19 protein-coding genes are annotated in these 17,953 nt (G+C 40.4%); 10 read left to right on the top strand and 9 right to left on the bottom strand.

Annotation, left to right across the window (positions count from 1 at the left end):
• Window positions 1-31: 31 nt before the first annotated feature.
• The 5 genes from LDO73_RS17630 to cpxR form a co-directional block, all read right to left on the bottom strand.
• Window positions 32-688 (bottom strand): CatB-related O-acetyltransferase, encoded by a 657-nt coding sequence (locus LDO73_RS17630; protein WP_224059589.1) that lies wholly within the window; start codon window positions 686-688, stop codon window positions 32-34.
• The gene (locus LDO73_RS17625; protein WP_224059588.1) at window positions 672-1,592 is read right to left on the bottom strand and encodes a glycosyltransferase; all 921 of its coding nucleotides are present in this window, start codon (window positions 1,590-1,592) and stop codon (window positions 672-674) included. The genes LDO73_RS17630 and LDO73_RS17625 overlap by 17 nt, the downstream gene beginning before the upstream one ends.
• A gap of 13 nt (window positions 1,593-1,605) precedes the next feature.
• Window positions 1,606-2,898, bottom strand: a complete 1,293-nt coding sequence (locus LDO73_RS17620; RefSeq protein WP_224059587.1) for a flippase — start codon at window positions 2,896-2,898, stop codon at window positions 1,606-1,608.
• An 827-nt stretch (window positions 2,899-3,725) separates the two neighbouring features.
• A complete protein-coding gene (gene cpxA, locus LDO73_RS17615; protein WP_036950809.1) occupies window positions 3,726-5,096 on the bottom strand; it encodes an envelope stress sensor histidine kinase CpxA in 1,371 nt (456 codons plus the stop codon).
• A complete protein-coding gene (cpxR, locus tag LDO73_RS17610) occupies window positions 5,093-5,791 on the bottom strand; it encodes an envelope stress response regulator transcription factor CpxR (RefSeq protein ID WP_006660535.1) in 699 nt (232 codons plus the stop codon). The genes cpxA and cpxR overlap by 4 nt, the downstream gene beginning before the upstream one ends.
• 151 nt (window positions 5,792-5,942) lie before the next feature.
• Here cpxR and LDO73_RS17605 point away from each other — a divergent pair, with 151 nt between their 5' ends.
• From LDO73_RS17605 to LDO73_RS17565, 9 genes are all read left to right on the top strand, one after another.
• Window positions 5,943-6,503 (top strand): Spy/CpxP family protein refolding chaperone, encoded by a 561-nt coding sequence (locus tag LDO73_RS17605; protein WP_224059586.1) that lies wholly within the window; start codon window positions 5,943-5,945, stop codon window positions 6,501-6,503.
• A gap of 246 nt (window positions 6,504-6,749) precedes the next feature.
• Complete coding sequence (locus LDO73_RS17600) at window positions 6,750-7,052, top strand: type II toxin-antitoxin system RelE/ParE family toxin (RefSeq protein ID WP_224059585.1); 303 nt, start codon at window positions 6,750-6,752, stop codon at window positions 7,050-7,052.
• Window positions 7,049-7,336 carry an addiction module antidote protein gene (locus LDO73_RS17595; protein WP_224059584.1) on the top strand — a complete coding sequence of 96 codons (288 nt, stop codon included), beginning with the start codon at window positions 7,049-7,051 and terminating at the stop codon, window positions 7,334-7,336. Before LDO73_RS17600 ends, LDO73_RS17595 begins: the two co-directional genes overlap by 4 nt.
• A gap of 153 nt (window positions 7,337-7,489) precedes the next feature.
• A complete protein-coding gene (locus LDO73_RS17590) occupies window positions 7,490-8,071 on the top strand; it encodes a HutD/Ves family protein (protein WP_224059583.1) in 582 nt (193 codons plus the stop codon).
• 253 nt (window positions 8,072-8,324) lie between these two features.
• Window positions 8,325-9,080, top strand: coding sequence for a M48 family metallopeptidase (locus LDO73_RS17585; RefSeq protein ID WP_224059582.1), 756 nt, complete (start codon window positions 8,325-8,327; stop codon window positions 9,078-9,080).
• 237 nt (window positions 9,081-9,317) lie between these two features.
• Window positions 9,318-9,959: a lysophospholipid acyltransferase family protein gene (locus tag LDO73_RS17580; protein WP_224059581.1), complete on the top strand. Its 642-nt coding sequence runs from the start codon at window positions 9,318-9,320 to the stop codon at window positions 9,957-9,959.
• On the top strand, window positions 9,956-10,900 hold the full coding sequence (locus LDO73_RS17575; RefSeq protein WP_154603265.1) for a phosphatidate cytidylyltransferase: 945 nt from the start codon (window positions 9,956-9,958) through the stop codon (window positions 10,898-10,900). Before LDO73_RS17580 ends, LDO73_RS17575 begins: the two co-directional genes overlap by 4 nt.
• Window positions 10,901-11,298: 398 nt before the next feature.
• Window positions 11,299-12,276, top strand: coding sequence for a 6-phosphofructokinase (gene pfkA, locus LDO73_RS17570; protein ID WP_224059580.1), 978 nt, complete (start codon window positions 11,299-11,301; stop codon window positions 12,274-12,276).
• Between the two features lie 183 nt (window positions 12,277-12,459).
• A complete protein-coding gene (locus LDO73_RS17565; RefSeq protein ID WP_224061219.1) occupies window positions 12,460-13,473 on the top strand; it encodes a sulfate ABC transporter substrate-binding protein in 1,014 nt (337 codons plus the stop codon).
• A gap of 90 nt (window positions 13,474-13,563) precedes the next feature.
• Here the strand turns inward: LDO73_RS17565 and LDO73_RS17560 are convergent, their stop codons facing one another.
• The 3 genes from LDO73_RS17560 to LDO73_RS17550 form a co-directional block, all read right to left on the bottom strand.
• Window positions 13,564-14,535, bottom strand: coding sequence for an OmpG family monomeric porin (locus LDO73_RS17560; RefSeq protein WP_224059579.1), 972 nt, complete (start codon window positions 14,533-14,535; stop codon window positions 13,564-13,566).
• 529 nt (window positions 14,536-15,064) lie between these two features.
• A complete protein-coding gene (tpiA, locus tag LDO73_RS17555) occupies window positions 15,065-15,835 on the bottom strand; it encodes a triose-phosphate isomerase (RefSeq protein WP_036950832.1) in 771 nt (256 codons plus the stop codon).
• A gap of 196 nt (window positions 15,836-16,031) precedes the next feature.
• A complete protein-coding gene (locus LDO73_RS17550; protein ID WP_224059578.1) occupies window positions 16,032-16,658 on the bottom strand; it encodes a DUF1454 family protein in 627 nt (208 codons plus the stop codon).
• Window positions 16,659-16,710: 52 nt separating this feature from the next.
• On the opposite strand from LDO73_RS17550, the gene LDO73_RS17545 reads away from it, so the two are divergent.
• Complete coding sequence (locus LDO73_RS17545; RefSeq protein WP_224059577.1) at window positions 16,711-17,133, top strand: DUF805 domain-containing protein; 423 nt, start codon at window positions 16,711-16,713, stop codon at window positions 17,131-17,133.
• Window positions 17,134-17,144: 11 nt separating this feature from the next.
• Here the strand turns inward: LDO73_RS17545 and fpr are convergent, their stop codons facing one another.
• A complete protein-coding gene (gene fpr, locus LDO73_RS17540) occupies window positions 17,145-17,891 on the bottom strand; it encodes a ferredoxin--NADP(+) reductase (protein ID WP_224059576.1) in 747 nt (248 codons plus the stop codon).
• Window positions 17,892-17,953: the final 62 nt, after the last annotated feature.

Genomic DNA, 17,953 nt, shown 5'->3' with positions numbered 1-17,953 from the left:
ATTAGCCTAATGTTATTATAAATAATAAAGTTTAATCGCTAATTTTTTTAGAGATGGAAGTAATATTATTATCTCTAAAGTCTTGCTGCATTTCATTTAATTCAATGTCAGATAAATTCCACCATTTCAAACGATTGAGTAGTAAAATTTCTGACTCAGAATAGCGATATTTTATTATTCTTGCTGGCACACCACCTACAATGGCATAGTCAGGTATATCTTGCGTTACGATTGAACCTGCAGCAATAATTACGCCATTCCCCACTTTGATGCCATCTAAAATAACACAGTTAACACCAATCCAAACATCATTACCTATAATGGTTTCTTTATACTCGATAAAATGATCTATTTTTACGAATGTTTTTCCTGATTGTTTCTTTGTTGAATAAAATATTGGATGTGTACTGATATAGTTGGTTGGATGTAGCCCAAGCCCTCCAATCCGTGTATTTGGACCTATACTACAATATTTTCCTATAACTGCATTACTTGAAATCGTTCCTGCAAAATAAGTATGAGAGCCAACCTGTACATTTCCTAATTGTGTTTTACCATATAGTCTAACATTGTTGGAGAATTTACAATCTGAGGAAGCATATGATTTTATACTGGCATAAAAGCCATCATGTTTTTTCCTCAGAGTATGTGCTCTGGTAAGCCAGCAAAGCCTATCTAATAATCCCATGTGCTATTTTTCTTAATTTTTTAATTATTTTTTGATAAAAAGATAATTTGAATGATTTAAAAAGATTTTCATGATTCTTGATGATTTCATTATTTTCGACTACTTCCTTATGAGTTAATTTTATATGAAAGTTATATGAAATATTTAAATGTCTTTCATCATCACCGCAGTTTTCTCCAGTACCATCATTTCCAATATTAGTTACTAGGCTCTTGGTTGGAAAAACAGATAGTTTTTTATTAATAAAGGAAGATAAATACCAAAATATAAACCATGTATTTAATTTTCCACTCATGTTATCAGTGGCCTGGCTATAAAAATCTAGAGTATTATTAAAGTTAACATATACTATTTCTTCAGGTTGTATCTTATTGATAGTCGCGTCACTTTTATTAAATAATTTCCATCTGTCATTCCACGTGGCCCACCCCCAGCATAATGGAATTCGCAGGAAATAAAAGTCATCTTTATAGTTGTCTGGAATAGTTATAGGATAGCTGTAACCTGAAATGCTAATAATGCGAGATTCATTTTGATAAAAACATAGAGCATTATTCATATACTCTAAAAATGTAGATGATGTTTCGATATCATCTTCCAATACAATCACTTTTCCATATTCTTCACAGACTTTTGTTACACCATCAATAATATTTGCAGCTAAACCAAGATTTTCAGTTCGTTCTATTAAATTAATACTTTTAAATCCTAATGTTTTTTTAATTACTTCTCTGACGGACTCTACTTTTTCTGTATCGTTATGTTGCTTTGGTCCGTCAGAATAAACGATTAAATCAGTATCCTTTGATTCTGGATTTTGCAATAAAGCATCGATAGTTCGTTGTGTATGAATAGGGCGTCCATAAACAAATAATACAACGGGAGCCAAGTTAGATTGATTCATGATTGATTTCTGATCATTTAATTAAAAGTAGACTCTTACACTGTAAATATAAGATTTTTTTACTGAGTATTATATTAGAAAGCATGGCTGAAACAGCTTGTGCTAATACTGCACTGATAGCAGCTCCAATTATTCCATAGTATGGAATAAGAATTATATTTGCTGTAACGCATACCACTGCCCCCATAAGTGTTTTGTAAAGGCTTAATTTTGATTTTCTTTCATTAACTATCCACAAGCTTTGTGCTACACCCATATTTATAAATAAATTTGTGAATACAATTATTGATAATACAGGTGCACCTGCAATATAAGTTTCACCAAATAATATATTCACAATAAAGTAAGATAAAATGGATATTGGAATACAAATTAGCCAACCAAGCATTGCAAAAATACGGAAAATATAACCCAGTGTTTTATAAAACTGGTCATCCCCCTGAGCTTTGCTTTGAGCTACCATTGGGGCAAGGCTGACAGATAGTGTCATAGGAAGAAATTGCCATAGTGTTGCCAACGGAAGAACTGCTGCGTAAATACCTAGCTCTGCATCACCTAAATAATTTTTGATCATTAACTGGTCTACTCTCATATAAAGAACAATAGACAAGCCACTGATCATAAATGGCCAAGATTCATGTAACAAGGTAATGGCTCTTTGCTTTGTTCTATTCCATAAGTTTGAGCAAGGAAACTTTCTGTATGCATAAAAAAGACCGCAAGCAATAGCACTTGTTTCAAATGTGATGACAGCAGCAAAAGCTAATAATGGTGCTTCATTAAGTATTAAAACAACTTTAATACCATTTGCTATTATGTAAGCTGAAAGCTTTACAATGACAGTGCGTTTATTTTGGCTTTGGCTTTGAAACCATAAATCAACAGTATCTGCTGATTGAAAAACTAATGTTGCTCCAGCTAGAGCTGTAATATAGATACTTTGGCTATTCCAGCCATTTAATAATCCCATACCAATGATAGCTAGTATCCAACATATTAAACCGGTTGAAGCTCGTAATGTGAATGCGGTACCTAAAACTTCATTTGCAATATTTTTATTTTTTGCAATATCCCGAACTATTAGGCTATCCATACCTAAAGTTGATATTGATTGGAAAAAAGCTAGATATGCTAAAACATAGGCTAACTCACCATATTGAGATGGTCCTAAATAGCGAGCTATCCAAACACTGACTAATAATCCTAATCCCATGCGAGTAAATTTATCAAATAGTAACCAACTACTATTACTAATGATTTTATATATATTGGGATTATTCTTTAATTTTCTTAAGATATTTTGCAAAATAATATGTATATTTTTTTGATGGGTAAATAATTTATTAAAGATTTATTTACTGGATAAACCCATAGCTACCGCACTGGGTTATCGGGTCCCAGAGCGCCATTGAATTTCAGAATTTAGTGTTTATTAATTGAAAATACTGCATTTTTTACAGAATCGCTCAATTAACAAACACTGCTTATGATAGCCTTCCCGTATAGGTTGGCTCGCGCCGTAAGCACAATCAATCAAAAGCCCTTAATAATAGCACTAAAGTATCGGGGTGACTATCAGTGTGAGACGCCTAAAAATCACGGCTTTGCCAGTAATCTTCTGATCACTTTTTTGAAACCATTAAGTGACTTCTTTGCATGTGACACAATTAAAAATTATTAATTTCACATTGGGTGGTATATTGGTTTGAGTGGTATCTATACTTAGGGGCTAACCTGATAGTCAAGAAAAAGCATGCTCGCGGCTAGATAGTATAAAAAATAATGATAATCACAGCAGTAACTTGATGTATGTTATTAATATATAAATAGAACACGTACATGTGACAAAGGAAAAGGTAATTACTCGAATAATGATGTAATCACTGAAATATAATATTTATAAGAATTGTCTGAGCTATTTCTTACTTATAAGTGTATGTGGTAAACCCGCATAAGCAAATATCGCCAAATGTTTGAGACATTAATTTTATCACTGTTTGTGAATGTGAATAAGTTAATTATCAGTTAGATTGATTTTGGTAGGGAATATTAGGCGAAATAAGATAGGAATATATGGCTGATATATAAAAAGGCCTTTGGCGCATGGGTACCAAAGACCTTCATAATGCTAGATTAGCGCCCGTGTTCTGGTAGCCAAATCTGTAGGCGTAATCCACCTAGCGGGCTGTCGTCAGCTTTCACCCAGCCTTTATGTTGAGAAATTGCCGTTTCAACAATCGCTAAACCAAGCCCTGTACCGCCGGTTTCTCTATCGCGAGCTTCATCGGTACGATAGAACGGTCGGAAGATATGCTCGCGGTCAGCAGGACTAACCCCCGGACCATCATCGTCGACAGTAATCAAAATACCGTTATTTTCTTCTTTGAAATCAACCGCAATATGAGTGTTTGAGTAACGCAGTGCGTTACGCACTATGTTTTCAAATGCACTACCTATGGCGGATGGATTGCAATATAACGGCCATGAACCTGGGTGCGAGGTGACATCCAGCGTTTTGTTCATCTGCTCCGCTTCGAAGCTTGCATCATCAAGAATATCTCCCCACAACTCATCGGCTTTGATGTGTTCGCGAAGAATTTCATTTTTATGCTGACTGCGAGAGAGCACCAGCAAATCATTGATCATGCTATCTAAACGGTGAGTTTCTGTTTCGATGCGCTCCAGCTCTTTACTCTCACCATGTCGGCGACGTAATAATGCCGTCGCGAGCTGTAATCGTGTGAGTGGGGTGCGTAGTTCGTGAGAAATGTCAGAAATCAATCGCTGCTGAGCAGTAACCATGCCATCTAACGCACTGATCATCTGGTTAAAACTGTTACCCGTTGATAAGAATTCTTGGGGACCGGATTCGAGTTCAGGGTGTGGGCGTAAGTTACCTTTTGCCACATCGTCCGCTGCCATTTTTAATTTACGGGCAGGGCGAGCCAAGCTCCATGATAGCCATAATAACAGCGGTGCGCTAATTAACATGGTGGCAATCAAGAGTAAAAACGGTCGGTCAAACAACAGGTTAATAAAGTCTGACTGTGGGCTGCTTGCAGGGCGAACTAAATAGAGTTGGTAGTGATCTTCACCGTCTCGAATAGAAAATGGCCCCAGAATTTCGGCGCGTCCATATTTTTTCTTTTTCGGATGGTCAGCATTATCGGATTGGCCAATAAAGTTGCGGATCACTTGCATTTCACTCGGCATCGCGCCAATCACTCGGCCTTCACTGGTCACGATAATCAGCCGTTGCCCTGGGGGGGCCCATTTTTTGATGGCGTTGGAAATCCGTCGCCACCAAAGTAGGTCGTTCATTGGTGCTTGCGCGAGTTCGGCTTCGATGTGTTGCTCAAGCATCTCCCCTTGGCGTTGCTCACTTTCCATTAGGACGGTGAGCTGCCGAGAGTCGAGCTTAGGCACCATCAGCACTAGCATTAAAACCAGTGCGAGGGTAAACCAGAAAATCGCAAATATTCGAGCTGTTAAGCTGTTGATCATGTGGCAGAAACCATCAAGTAACCGCGTCCACGCAGGGTTTTAAACCAAGGTTGGCCATCGGTGCGTTCTGGAAGTTTGCGGCGCAAGTTTGAAATATGCATATCAATAGCACGGTCAAATGGCGTGAGGCGCTTACCCAAAACTTCTTGGCTTAAATGCTCTCTTGAAACCACTTGCCCTAAATGCTGGGCTAATAGATAGAGCAAAGTAAACTCGGTGCCAGTTAAATCAAGGATTTCGTTGTCGAAGCTGGCTTCTTGACGACCCGGATTGAGCTGTAATTTATCCACTTGTAAGGTTGGGGTGTTGCTGTTGTCCCCTTGAGTCTGCTCGCTCCAGTTTGAGCGGCGCAGTAACGCACGAATTCGCGCCACTAACTCCCTATCGTTAAATGGTTTTGGTAAATAGTCATCTGCACCGAGCTCTAAGCCCAGCACTTTATCTAATTCACTGCCGCGCGCCGTTAACATAATGACTGGCGTTTGGTGAATTTGGCGTAACTCTTTTAATGTCTCAATACCGTTTTTCTTCGGCATCATGACGTCGAGTAATAATAGGTCAATGGATGAATCGATTTGCTGTAATGCTTGCTCACCGTCATAAGCGATAACAACATTGAAACCTTCCATTTCCAGCAGTTCTTTTAAAAGCGACGTGAGTTCACGGTCGTCATCAACTAATAGGATTTTATGCATTAATTAACTCCTCCAACTGCCAAAATACGATAACAATCTTCACGTTTCCATGACTTTACGTTCTTTTACATGCTCTGACGCTAGTTTGCAGCCGACCGCGTATATTTAACTCCATTGAATCACGAGCATCGTTCGGAGACAAGGTATCTAAATGCAAAGAATAGTACACAGAACAAAACACAGTTCAGTACATAAAACAGCCGCATACGTTTTAGCTTCTGCATTTGTTTTCGGGCCAGTCGCTGCGTTTGGTGAAGCATCTGAAAGTAATGTTAATGATGAACCATCATTAGTGCTTCAAATGCAACCTGATCAGCCACTACAAACCACACATATTGCTATTCAATTTCAGATCCCTGAATCATTAAATAGCGACGAACGTGCCAGTGAATTTATGTTTAATGGTATCACGTTGAGTGAAAAACAGCGCCAACAGCTTCGTGACCTGATGGCTACCCAGCGCCACCGTCATGGTGAAAATGTTGCCTCAATACAAGAACGTGAGTCATTACACAAACTTATTATAGCGGATCGCTTTGATGATAAAGCTGTCCGAGCGCAACTTGAGAAACAATTGCAAAAAGAACTGGATGAACGCGTTGAGATGGCTCGTATCCATCACGAACTTTACCAGTTATTGACGCCAGAGCAGAAGGCGCAGCTTGAGCAAATTAATCAGCATAAGTTCGTTGAATATCAAGTTATGCAGTAGAGATTCCTAGTAGTGAGTGTAGTTGAGTTTTTTAAAGCCTGTAGTTGAGTTTTTAAGCTGTATCGTTGAGTTTCGAAGTAAGTAGTGAAGTAGCAATAACTGAAGTTTTTCCTTGCCATAGACACCATCCCTGTCTTTATAGCCCCTTTTAGGGGCTTTTTTTTATGCTAAACGCATTTTTGTTAACTATAGTTGACAGTGTGAGTATGATGACTATAGTTAACAGATAGTGAGAAGGGAGGCTCTATGTTGACCGTACTAACGACAGATATCTTTAATAGATGGATGCATGACCTGAAAGATATTCGAGCAAAAACAAAGATTCAGGTAAGAATTCGGCGTTTGAAACAAGGCAATTTTGGTGATGTCGAACCGATAGGTGATGGTTTTTCTGAATTAAAAATACATGAAGGGAAAGGATATCGCGTTTATTTAAGAAAGATTGATAATACAATCGTATTGTTAATTAGTGGTGGTGATAAATCAACGCAGCAAAAAGATATCGACAAAGCCAAACAAATTTTTCGTGAAATTGAAGGTGATCTATGAGTATTAAAATAAAAGAGTATGACATTGCTGAGCATTTAACGAACGAAGAAGAAATTCAGCTGTATCTTAATGAAATACTAGAAGAAGGCGATACGGCACTCATTCTTGCTGCATTAGGCGATATTGCGAGAGCGAGAAATATGACCCAATTAGCAAAGGAAGTGGGCATGAGCCGAGAAGGGCTATATAAGGCACTATCTGGTGAAGGTAACCCTGCATTTACCACTATCTTGAAGATAGTTCATTCACTCGGACTAAAGCTGCAATTTAAGAGCGCAAGATAACCCTATTTTTTATTCTTCTATACTATCGGTAATATTTTTATTACTGATATGTTGTCTATACATTCACTTTCCACGTACTATCTTTATTTCCAACGATTATTCTGAACACTTGCAAAATAGATTTTTACACATCTAAAGAGGCCATATTGCGCCATGATCCAGAAACTTACTGCTCAAGATTATAAAAAAATGCCTTGGAAAAATGGGCAAGGATTTACGTTAGAACTGGTGAGAAGCCACGGGGAAGGGCTAGAAAACTTTGACTGGCGAGTGTCGATTGCAGACGTAAAATCCGCGGGCTCATTCTCTTTTTTCCCCAATAAGCAGCGCATCATTGGTGTACTGGAAGGCACCGGAATTGTGCTGCAGATAGATAAAAACTCGCCAGTTTCTTTATTACAAAAGCAATTTTACGCCTTTAATGGTGAAAGTGATGTGTATGCCGAATTAATCAATGAAGCCATCCGCGATTTTAATTTGATTTATAACCCTAAAAAGTATTCAGCTCGGCTGCAGTGGGTATCTTGCGAGTCAGCAAACTCGTGGATCAGTAATGGAAACTGTGTGCTGATTTTTAACTTACAGGGCAAGCTAGAATTGCAGGTAGATGGGCAGCACTCAGTCTTAAATGATTTTGAAAGCCTATTGATCGAAAAAACAGGTGCTCCTGTGCAATATATTGCGTCTCCTGAGCATCATGGGGACTTTTGTGTGATTGAGTTATTTGAAAGATAACGCTACAAAGCCATTTAAGTCATTTTGGAGTGATTTAACTCAATCAAATCGCGACTATTTAGTTAGCGGATAATTCTGATAATTTCACTCTTTGGACAAAATTGTTATCAAATTCATAGATTGCTTATTTAATGGCTTTATTCTTATTGTGATTTTAAACAAAATCTTTAGGCTGTATCTCTTAATCGTTATTAGAACGAGAATGGTTTATTAAAAACAGTAATATAATTTTTGTAGCAAGGAAAAAAAGAAGATGAAAATGAAGGCGCTTGTTGCGGTCGCAGTTTCTGCGGTCATTATGACTGGCTGTAAGAGTATGGACACTGGGCTGATGACCAACTCTGGAATGCAATTATTCCAAGCTGCGACATTATCTGATGCAGATGTTAAAAAATTCAGCGATGACGCTTGTAAAGAGATGGACGCAGAAAACAAAATTGCTCCAGCTTCAAGCAAATACACTCAACGCTTAAACAAAATTGCTAAAGCACTGGGTAGTGAAGTTGACGGTACTCCGGTTAACTATAAAGTTTACCTGACCAAAGATGTGAACGCATGGGCAATGGCAAATGGCTGTGTACGCGTATACAGCGGCCTGATGGACATCATGAACGACAACGAAGTTGAAGGCGTTCTGGGTCACGAAATGGGTCACGTTGCTTTAGGTCATACCCGTAAAGCAATGCAAGTTGCGTATGCAGCAGTTGCAGCACGTACTGCGGCAGCAGCATCTGGTAACGATGTTGCGACTCAATTAAGCTCTTCACAGTTAGGTGAGCTGGGTCAAAAACTGGTTAACTCTCAGTTCTCTCAACACCAAGAAAGCCAAGCAGATGATTTCTCTTATGATCTGCTGAAAAAACGTGGTGTGGATACCAACGGTTTAGTGACTGGTTTTGACAAATTAGCAAAACTGGGTAGCAAAGAAACCAGCATGTTTGATTCCCACCCACCGTCAGATGAGCGTGCACAGCATATCCGTGACCGTATCGCGGCAGATAAAAAATAATTTTTATCTTGAATGATATTAATGGGGAAGCTAAGGCTTCCCTATTTTTTATCTAACATCTGGGTTTTTCATATAGTTTGCATTTTATCTTAATTCTGATGGTGAAAATAAAGTCTCAAATCAGAACTTATCCAGTTGTACTCTTGTTCGACGCTGCATATCTTATTAAGAAAATACGATTAAGAATTTTTTTTATCATTGTTTTATTTGTGCTCGATAAGAGAGCAAGGAAAAAAGATGGAAAAAACACAGCGAGTTTCTCTATTGGCGAAAGGAATGGGAATGCTGTTGTCCGGTACTTGCCGTTTATTAACGGGAGTCCGTACACGTTGGGTCGGATGCCAACCGGCTATTACTCCTCGCATCTACTATGCCAACCACTCAAGTCACCTCGACGGGTTGGTTATCTGGTCAGGGTTGCCACCCTTAATGCGCCATTTTGTTCACCCTGTTGCCGCAAAAGATTATTGGGATGGTACGCCATTTCGCCGCTACCTCGTCAATAACGTGTTTCGAGCCGTATTGGTTGATAGAAAAGGGGACAAACCTGCAAAAGAGTCTGTCCTTGAGCCGCTAGAAGCGGTGCTTGCTGCAAACCATTCATTAATTTTATTTCCAGAGGGAACTCGAGGAGATGGCGAGGAACTGGGGAGTTTCAAAAGCGGGATTTATCATTTAGCGAAAAAATACCCCAATGTTGAAGTCGTCCCGGTGTATTTGGAAAATTTAAATCGTGTGCTACCGAAAGGAACGAAACTCGTGGTTCCAGTTATCTGTTCAGCCACGGTTGGGAAGCCACTATCCCCACTGACTGAATATGAAAATAAGGCGGATTTTTTGCAAAGAGCGAAAGTTGCACTTGAGGAGATGATGCCATGAGTCTTTGGGATCGTGAATTAGCACTGCTGTTATCCGGTGTCTTTGGTATTTTGATGGTTGCCAGCGTGATAGGCGGTATTCTGGCATACCGTTATTCAGGGGAAAAAAGTAACCCAACCATCGATAACCTAAATGCGCGTATTCGTGCTTGGTGGGTGATGTGCATTGTCTGCGTTTTAGCGGTGGTACTTGGGAATATCGGGGTCGTTATCCTGTTTGCGCTGATCTCTTTCTTTGCATTAAGGGAATTTATTACGCTAGCACCGACTCGCCGTAGCGACCATGAAGCGCTATTTTGGTGTTTTTTCGTCTTCCTTCCTCTGCAATATGTACTGGTTGGGGTTGAGTGGTATGGGATGTTCTCGATTTTTGTGCCCGTATTTGTCTTCTTATTTTTACCGACGCGGATCGCGTTGGCAGGGGATACTTACCACTTCCTCGAACGTACGGCGAAAATACAGTGGGGCATGTTGGTCACGGTATTCTGCTTGAGCCACGTACCGGCATTATTGATGCTGAATATTGAAGGCTACCAAGGCGAAAACGTTAAGCTGCTGCTGTTCTTAATTGTGGTCACACAAATCTCTGATGTGCTGCAATATGTCTTTGGTAAGTTACTTGGTAAACACCCTATTGTGCCTAAGCTTAGCCCAAATAAAACCGTCGAAGGATTTATCGGCGGAATATTAACGTCAGTGCTGATTGGTATCTGTTTGTACTGGGTGACGCCATTTAGTTGGTGGGCGGCAGGGTTAATGTCATTGGCGATTACCTTAATGGGCTTTGTTGGTGGACTGTGCATGTCTGCCATTAAACGCGATAGTGGGATCAAAGACTTTGGTGCCATCATTGAAGGGCATGGCGGAATGTTAGATAGAATTGACTCCCTCTGTTTTGCCGCACCAATTTTCTTCCACCTAACGCGTTATTTTTATACCTAATAGGCTGTTATCCCTAGATTTTCAACTGGAGAAGCACCTTAGGGTGCTTTTTTTATAGGAAAATACTCCGCATCTTGCAATGATGGGGTCGCGCTGAGATTAACATGCTATCATCGAGACTTAATTTTTACTTCGAAGTAAGATGATTACGTTGAGTGGGTTAGTTTTCGTCATTTGAGCTAAAATTATGTAATCGAGATCACAAGAAAACATAAAAGTTGGCGAGAAAACCCATGCATAATCCGTGCTTTGTCGTATTATTTCGCTTGTTGAATCAATTCAGCAATATTATTTTCTGAATTTTAGCAGTTAATCCGTCAGCAAGTTGTAGTGAATATCAGTACAGTGCGGTGGTTTTTCATAGATTTGCAATTTATGTTCATTAATCAGAGGTCATCATGGTCAAGCAGATTAAAAGAATTGGAGTGTTAACGAGCGGTGGAGATGCACCGGGTATGAACGCAGCGATCCGCGGCGTAGTACGTGCAGCTCTTGCAGAAGGTTTAGAAGTAATGGGTATTTTTGATGGATACCTTGGCCTTTATGAAAACCGCATGAAGCAATTAGACCGTTATAGCGTTTCGGACATGATCAACCGTGGCGGTACATTCTTAGGCTCTGCTCGCTTCCCTGAATTCCGTGATGAAAAAGTCCGCGCGGTAGCGGTTGAAAACCTGAAGAAAAATCAAATAGATGCGCTGGTTGTTATTGGTGGTGACGGTTCTTATCTTGGTGCTAAATGCCTAACTGAATTAGGTTTCCCATGCATTGGTTTACCGGGCACAATTGATAACGACGTTGCTGGAACAGACTACACTATCGGTTATTTCACTGCGTTAGAAACTGTGGTTGAAGCGATTGACCGCTTACGTGACACATCGACTTCTCACAAGCGTATCTCTATCGTTGAAGTGATGGGGCGTTATTGTGGGGAGCTCACCCTCTCTGCGGCAATTGCAGGTGGCTGTGAATTTGTCGTTCTGCCAGAAGAAGAAATGCCATTTGACCGTGAAGAGTTATTGTCGGAAATCAAACGTGGGATTGAAAAAGGCAAACGCCATGCGATTGTCGCGATCACCGAGCACGTTTGCGATGTCGATGAATTAGCGAAATATATTGAAGCAGAAACTCGTCATGAAACCCGTGCAACTGTATTAGGTCACATCCAGCGTGGTGGTTCTCCGGTGGCTTATGACCGTATTTTGGCTTCTCGCATGGGCGCATACTCTATTCAACTGCTGCTTGAAGGCTACGGCGGGCGTTGTGTAGGGATCCAAAATGAAAAATTAGTTCACCATGATATTGTTGATGCGGTCAGGAATATGAAACGCGTCTTCAAGAAAGATTGGCTGGAAACAGCGAAAAAACTGTACTAGTTTTTCACCTCTATTATTGCAAATCTCACCGGTATGGTTGGCCTTATGCTGACCATATCGGCGAAGATTGCCCTTGTTTTCCTCGATATTCCTCTTATTTATAAGATTTACCTTTTCGGTATTTCCCGTTGTTGTTGCTATCTGTCAGCCTGATCCTGTGTTCAATTAATGGAGAAAAGGATGATGGTACGTTTCTGGCAAAGTTCACGCTATCCCATAGCGGCATTCTCTTTATTGCTATTAACCGCAGGGGCATGGGCGAAAGATATCCAAATTTTAAATGTCTCTTATGACCCGACTCGCGAATTTTATCGACAATATAATCAAGAGTTTGGTGATTATTGGAAAGCAAAAACGGGGGATACAGTGACGGTGCGCCAGTCTCATGGCGGTTCCGGTAAACAAGCCACTTCGGTGATTAACGGGTTAGAGGCAGATGTGGTGACATTAGCCTTGGCATACGATGTGGATGCGATTGCTCAAAGTGGCAAAATTAATCCAGGCTGGCTGAAAAAACTGCCTGATAACTCAGCTCCTTATACTTCAACCATTGTCTTTTTAGTACGTAAAGATAACCCGAAAAATATTCGCGATTGGGATGATTTAATCCGTAAAGATGTCTCGGTGGTGACGCCGAACCCGAAAACATCGGGCGGCGCACGCTGGAATTATTTGGCGGCATGGGGATATGGATTAGAAAAAAATCAGAATGACCCAAAAAAGGCAAAACAGTTTGTGAAGCAGCTTTATCAAAATGTTGAAGTGCTAGATTCTGGCGCGAGAGGCGCAACAAACAGCTTCGTAGAGCGCGGAATTGGTGACGTGTTAATCGCGTGGGAAAATGAAGCGTTGTTAGCCATTAATGAGTTAGGCGCGAAGGGGGATTTTGAAATTGTTACCCCGAGCATTTCTATTTTGGCAGAGCCGACCGTTGCGGTTGTCGATAAAACGGTGGATAAGCGAGATCACCGTGAAGTGGCGCAAGCCTATCTGGAGTTTTTGTATTCACCAAAAGGGCAAGAAATTGCCGCAAAAAACTATTATCGTCCCCGAGATCCTCAAGTAGCCAAAGAATATCAAAACCAGTTTCCACAATTGAAATTGCTCACCGTGGATGAAAATTTTGGTGGTTGGCAACAAGCGCAGAAAACGCATTTTGCTAATGGTGGGATCTTTGATGAAATCATTCGCCGCTAATTGATAACGATTTAAAGACAACATTAAGCTCCTAACCGTCCGCTATCATGGCGGAACGGCTAGGAATTTATAACTGCCAAATGGTTATTTCTACCAGCTATATTTCACGCCGAGCTGACCGAGATACATCGTTTGTTTATTACTGTTCCCTGATGTTTTTTCACTGCCTTTCGAGTATTTCCATTTAGTGGGTTCATAAGCAACGCCGCCCCACAATGCTAACTTCGGTGTCACTTTGTATTCCACTTGAGTTCCGATACGGTAGCCACTGCGTAGTTGCTGAGTGAGAGAGCCTCTATTGTTGTAGTCATTATCATTAATGAGGTAGCGGAAATAAGGGGAAATGCTCCAATCTTGGTTAATAGTCACGGGTAAGCCAAGACGAATTTGGCGTTGTAAGGATTGGGTGGTGAATTCATTATCCCACGCTTTATCGCTGTAATAGCTGACCTTGGCTTTAATGCTATCAGTGAGTTTATAGCTCACGCCCACTTCAGATTCAAATTCGTAGCTATTGGCCTCGTAGAAATTACTGTAGTAGTAAAGCGTGCCCCAATAATTAAATGTCCATCGTTCATCAAGGTTGATTGAACCGGAAGGCATAACCCAATAAAGGCTATTAGAGGAGCGGGCTTTAGAGCCTGGTGTTCCATCATTGGATTCTTTGCGGTAAGTGAAATTGATATCGAGGTTGGAAATTTTATCTTTAATGAATTGTTTGGTTACACCGATTTGGGTTCGATTACGAATGTAGGAATCTCGGGAATTGGCGAAGTTTTTTCCATGATTTCTTAAGGTTTCTCGGTGTTCGAGATCAAACGACCAAGCGGATGTCGGATTACTCAGCGATAACTTACCTATCATACTGGCTTTGTCATACACTTTGTTATTCAGTGAATCTCGCTGACCTTGATACTCTTCGAGTTCGACATACACATTGGTTTTAATGCGCCAATGATCATCGCTGGACTGAGATTGAGAATGGCCGGAGATAGGGAAAATGATTGCTGTGCTAAGAATTGCGGTATTAAGAATTAAACCCTTTATAGACGTCATATTCATCCTTTATAGAATGCTTTAATTATTTAATGATTGAAAATCAATGGGCTCACGAATTAATTATAATAAGCAAGAGTCTCTCGGTTTTTTTGAAGAAGGATGCCACTATAATTAATAAGGAGCCATTGATTTTTATTACGCAACTAATTTACTGAATAAAAAATACCAATCATGAAAAGTCGGCGAGCCGACGTAAGCAATCTAAATGAATTATCTTTATGCTGTCTATGGTTATTTTTTAATGGGATAGGTAGATAAATTAGTGGGTTAGCTAATATTTTATTACCTAATTGACTGTGTTTATTCGATTTTTATTTATATTTATAATGAAATTGGAGTTTGTCTGATACTTATATTTTCTTTTATTTTACAGTGTTCCTTTAAATATAATCCAATGGTTTATATTTTTAATTAATGATTTTTTAAATTCTTTTATTACTATCTTTTATTTAATAGAAGGTAAAATAAAACCGTCTATTTAATGTTAATTTTAAATAGACGGTTAAATAAAATAATTAAATATAGGACTTAATTATTTTGCTTTTTTTGCTTCAGCAGCAGCTTTAACAATCACCGCAAAAGCATCTGCTTTTAAGGACGCGCCGCCCACTAAAGCACCATCGATATCGGGTTGAGTGAATAACTCAGCCGCGTTGCCTGCGTTAACAGAACCGCCGTATTGAATGATCACTTGCTCAGCGACAGCTGCATCTTTCTTCGCAATGTGGCTGCGGATAAATTTATGCACTGCTTGCGCCTGCGCTGGAGTTGCAGATTTACCCGTTCCGATTGCCCAAATTGGTTCATAAGCGATAACAGCACCTTGGAATGCTTCTGCACCTAATGTGTTTAGGACAGCATCGATTTGACGAGCACAAACTTCTTCTGTCTTGCCAGCTTCGTTTTCAGCTTCGCTTTCACCGATGCACAGAACTGGGATTAAACCTTGTTCTTTCAGCACTGCAAATTGTTTTGCAACGAACTCATCACTTTCTTTGTGATAAGTACGGCGCTCTGAGTGACCGATGATGATGTATTTTGCACCGACATCTTTCAGCATTTCAGCAGAAATTTCACCAGTGAATGCGCCTGACAGGTTGACGTCAACGTTTTGTGCGCCTAATGCAATGCGGCTGCCTGCGATAGCGTGTTTAGCCTGAGTTAAGTACATCGCTGGTGGCGCAATTGCTACGTCACAGCCATCAACGCTGCTCAGTTCATTACGCAGGCCGGCAATCAGTTCATTGACCATCTGGGTACTGCCGTTCAGTTTCCAGTTACCCATTACCAATGGATGTCGCATGTTATTTCCTCCAACCAAAAAGTTTGAATGATTTATCGATTAGTTTTTCATCACGCGATCAAGGTATTACGCGCAACGAGACGTTTCTGTCGCTGTTCCTGCATTATAGGAACAATGGATAATAATAGCTTTGCTTTTCATCATGCTTATTACCAGAGCGTGATCATCATCCATTTCGCGTGTTTGTTGCTCTTAATTATTTACTATTTTCACTTGCTTGTTGGTCTAGCTTAATCGGTTCAACAGCAAAAGTAAGCACATTATTGTCACTTTTTACCAAAATATATCGCAATGCTCCCAATCTAGCTTCTTCCGCGCGGGTTGGATTTTTATTGGCGATAAACTTGTTCAGCGCTGCGGTCAGCTCAGGGGCTTTATCCAGAGAAACATTGGGGTCAAATTGATGAATAATGGCAATAATATAGCGTTCAATTAATTGGCGGCTTTCTTGGGCGTCAGCTTCGTTGTCAGTGGGTAATAATGTAATTTGTAAGCTTTTAATTTTCTCACTACCCCGTTCGAGGACGGCAGATGAGTATATTTGTTGATTAATACGTGATGCGGCTCGAATGTAGGGCGCGGATATATCTTGGCTAGCAATCACTTTGTATTCGTGAAGATACAAATCTTTATAGGTCTGATTAAATTGGCTACGTAACTCTGGGATCGTGAGATTAAAGGTTGGCGCATCAGGTGCTAAATACGCGACGCTTAAGTCGGTATCAGGTAACGTCGGAACCTTTTGGGAATGTGCCATTTGTGGAAAATAGCATACAAAAGCGGTTATGATGATGGACATGGAACGGAATATTGGTTGAGCCATTTTTTCTGCCACTTATTCTTCAGAGATTAATATTGTATCAGGATTACACACAATGACATTACTACAATGGGCTTTTTCCTTTAAAGGCAGAATTGGACGGCGACCATTTTGGGCGGGTGTTGCAGGCTGTTTTATTTTGATGACCCTAATTTCTCTCTTTCAAAATGCGTTTTCATTACCGGATGTCGTTGTGATGGTGTTATTTATTTTATTACTCTATCCCCTTGCCGCAATTTTCACCAAGCGCCTTCATGATAGGGGTAAACCCGGGGGATGGTTTGCTTTAGTTGTGTTAGCTTTTGCCCTTTTTTCCATTGATGTCAGTCAATTGGCGGACATTTGGCAATGGGGAATTGGGCGCTTTCTTCCGTTACTGATTACGATGATGATGCTGATTGATTGTGGTGTTTTTGTGGGAATGGAAGGTGAAAATGCGTATGGGGAAAAGACAGATAAAGTGGATTATCTGTCTTAGCAGTTAGGCTATTACCAGTACTGTTCGCTGGTAATATGCCCCGGCTTACGGCGTAGATGTTTGATAAGCCCGTGAGTTTCTTTGAGTGTATCGCGAGTATCGCGCACCATTTCTGGGTTGCCGCACAACATAATATGGCAATTTTCTGCATCAATCGGCAATCCAACAAAGTCTTCCAATTGATGGTCTTTAATCAATGCGGGAACTCGTCCATATAGCGAGCCGGGTGCGTGCTCACGGCTCACGACGGTGACAATGCGTAATTTTCCTTGGAATTGCTGCTCTAATTGCTGCATTAGCGGCAGGTAACTCAGATCTTTTTGATAACGCACGGCATGCAGTAAGACGATTTTCTCGAAGCGTTCTAACCCTTTATTCTCTTGTAAAATAGAGAGAAATGGACCAATAGCTGTACCCGTAGAAAGCATCCAAAGATGTTTACATTCAGGAATTTCATCCAGCACAAAGAAGCCTGAAGCCTCATCGGTGATTTGCAGTGTATCGCCGATTTGTAGCTCAGCTAGCTTCGGGCTCAGTTTTCCATTGGGAACGATGACGAAATAGAATTCAAGTCGGTTGTCGCTGGGGGCATTCACATAAGAGTAGGCGCGGGTAATGCGTTCCCCATTAACTTCAAGGGCGAGTTTAGCAAATTGTCCTGCAATAAACGGTTGAATAGGCGCATCCACCACTAAACTAAACAAGGTTTCTGTCCAATATTTGGCTTCAACCACCCGACCTGTCACCCAATTTGCCATAAATTTGCCCCTCTTATCGAAAAAGCCTCAGAGAAAGTATCCAACAGTGTGAATTATTTAAG

This window comes from Providencia alcalifaciens, assembly GCF_915403165.1.
Taxonomy (GTDB): Bacteria; Pseudomonadota; Gammaproteobacteria; order Enterobacterales; family Enterobacteriaceae; genus Providencia; species Providencia alcalifaciens_C.
This window is presented reverse-complemented; position numbering and strand designations above follow the sequence as displayed.

Excerpts from the sequence above, each read along its gene's own strand:
- LDO73_RS17630 (WP_224059589.1), bottom strand. The coding sequence starts at position 688 with ATGGGATTATTAGATAGGCTTTGCTGGCTTACCAGAGCACATACTCTG.
- LDO73_RS17625 (WP_224059588.1), bottom strand. The coding sequence starts at position 1,592 with ATGAATCAATCTAACTTGGCTCCCGTTGTATTATTTGTTTATGGACGC.
- cpxA (WP_036950809.1), bottom strand. The coding sequence starts at position 5,096 with ATGATCAACAGCTTAACAGCTCGAATATTTGCGATTTTCTGGTTTACC.
- cpxR (WP_006660535.1), bottom strand. The coding sequence starts at position 5,791 with ATGCATAAAATCCTATTAGTTGATGACGACCGTGAACTCACGTCGCTT.
- LDO73_RS17605 (WP_224059586.1), top strand. The coding sequence starts at position 5,943 with ATGCAAAGAATAGTACACAGAACAAAACACAGTTCAGTACATAAAACA.
- LDO73_RS17600 (WP_224059585.1), top strand. The coding sequence starts at position 6,750 with ATGTTGACCGTACTAACGACAGATATCTTTAATAGATGGATGCATGAC.
- LDO73_RS17595 (WP_224059584.1), top strand. The coding sequence starts at position 7,049 with ATGAGTATTAAAATAAAAGAGTATGACATTGCTGAGCATTTAACGAAC.
- LDO73_RS17590 (WP_224059583.1), top strand. The coding sequence starts at position 7,490 with ATGATCCAGAAACTTACTGCTCAAGATTATAAAAAAATGCCTTGGAAA.
- LDO73_RS17585 (WP_224059582.1), top strand. The coding sequence starts at position 8,325 with ATGAAAATGAAGGCGCTTGTTGCGGTCGCAGTTTCTGCGGTCATTATG.
- LDO73_RS17580 (WP_224059581.1), top strand. The coding sequence starts at position 9,318 with ATGGAAAAAACACAGCGAGTTTCTCTATTGGCGAAAGGAATGGGAATG.
- LDO73_RS17575 (WP_154603265.1), top strand. The coding sequence starts at position 9,956 with ATGAGTCTTTGGGATCGTGAATTAGCACTGCTGTTATCCGGTGTCTTT.
- pfkA (WP_224059580.1), top strand. The coding sequence starts at position 11,299 with ATGGTCAAGCAGATTAAAAGAATTGGAGTGTTAACGAGCGGTGGAGAT.
- LDO73_RS17565 (WP_224061219.1), top strand. The coding sequence starts at position 12,460 with ATGGTACGTTTCTGGCAAAGTTCACGCTATCCCATAGCGGCATTCTCT.
- LDO73_RS17560 (WP_224059579.1), bottom strand. The coding sequence starts at position 14,535 with ATGAATATGACGTCTATAAAGGGTTTAATTCTTAATACCGCAATTCTT.
- tpiA (WP_036950832.1), bottom strand. The coding sequence starts at position 15,835 with ATGCGACATCCATTGGTAATGGGTAACTGGAAACTGAACGGCAGTACC.
- LDO73_RS17550 (WP_224059578.1), bottom strand. The coding sequence starts at position 16,658 with ATGGCTCAACCAATATTCCGTTCCATGTCCATCATCATAACCGCTTTT.
- LDO73_RS17545 (WP_224059577.1), top strand. The coding sequence starts at position 16,711 with ATGACATTACTACAATGGGCTTTTTCCTTTAAAGGCAGAATTGGACGG.
- fpr (WP_224059576.1), bottom strand. The coding sequence starts at position 17,891 with ATGGCAAATTGGGTGACAGGTCGGGTGGTTGAAGCCAAATATTGGACA.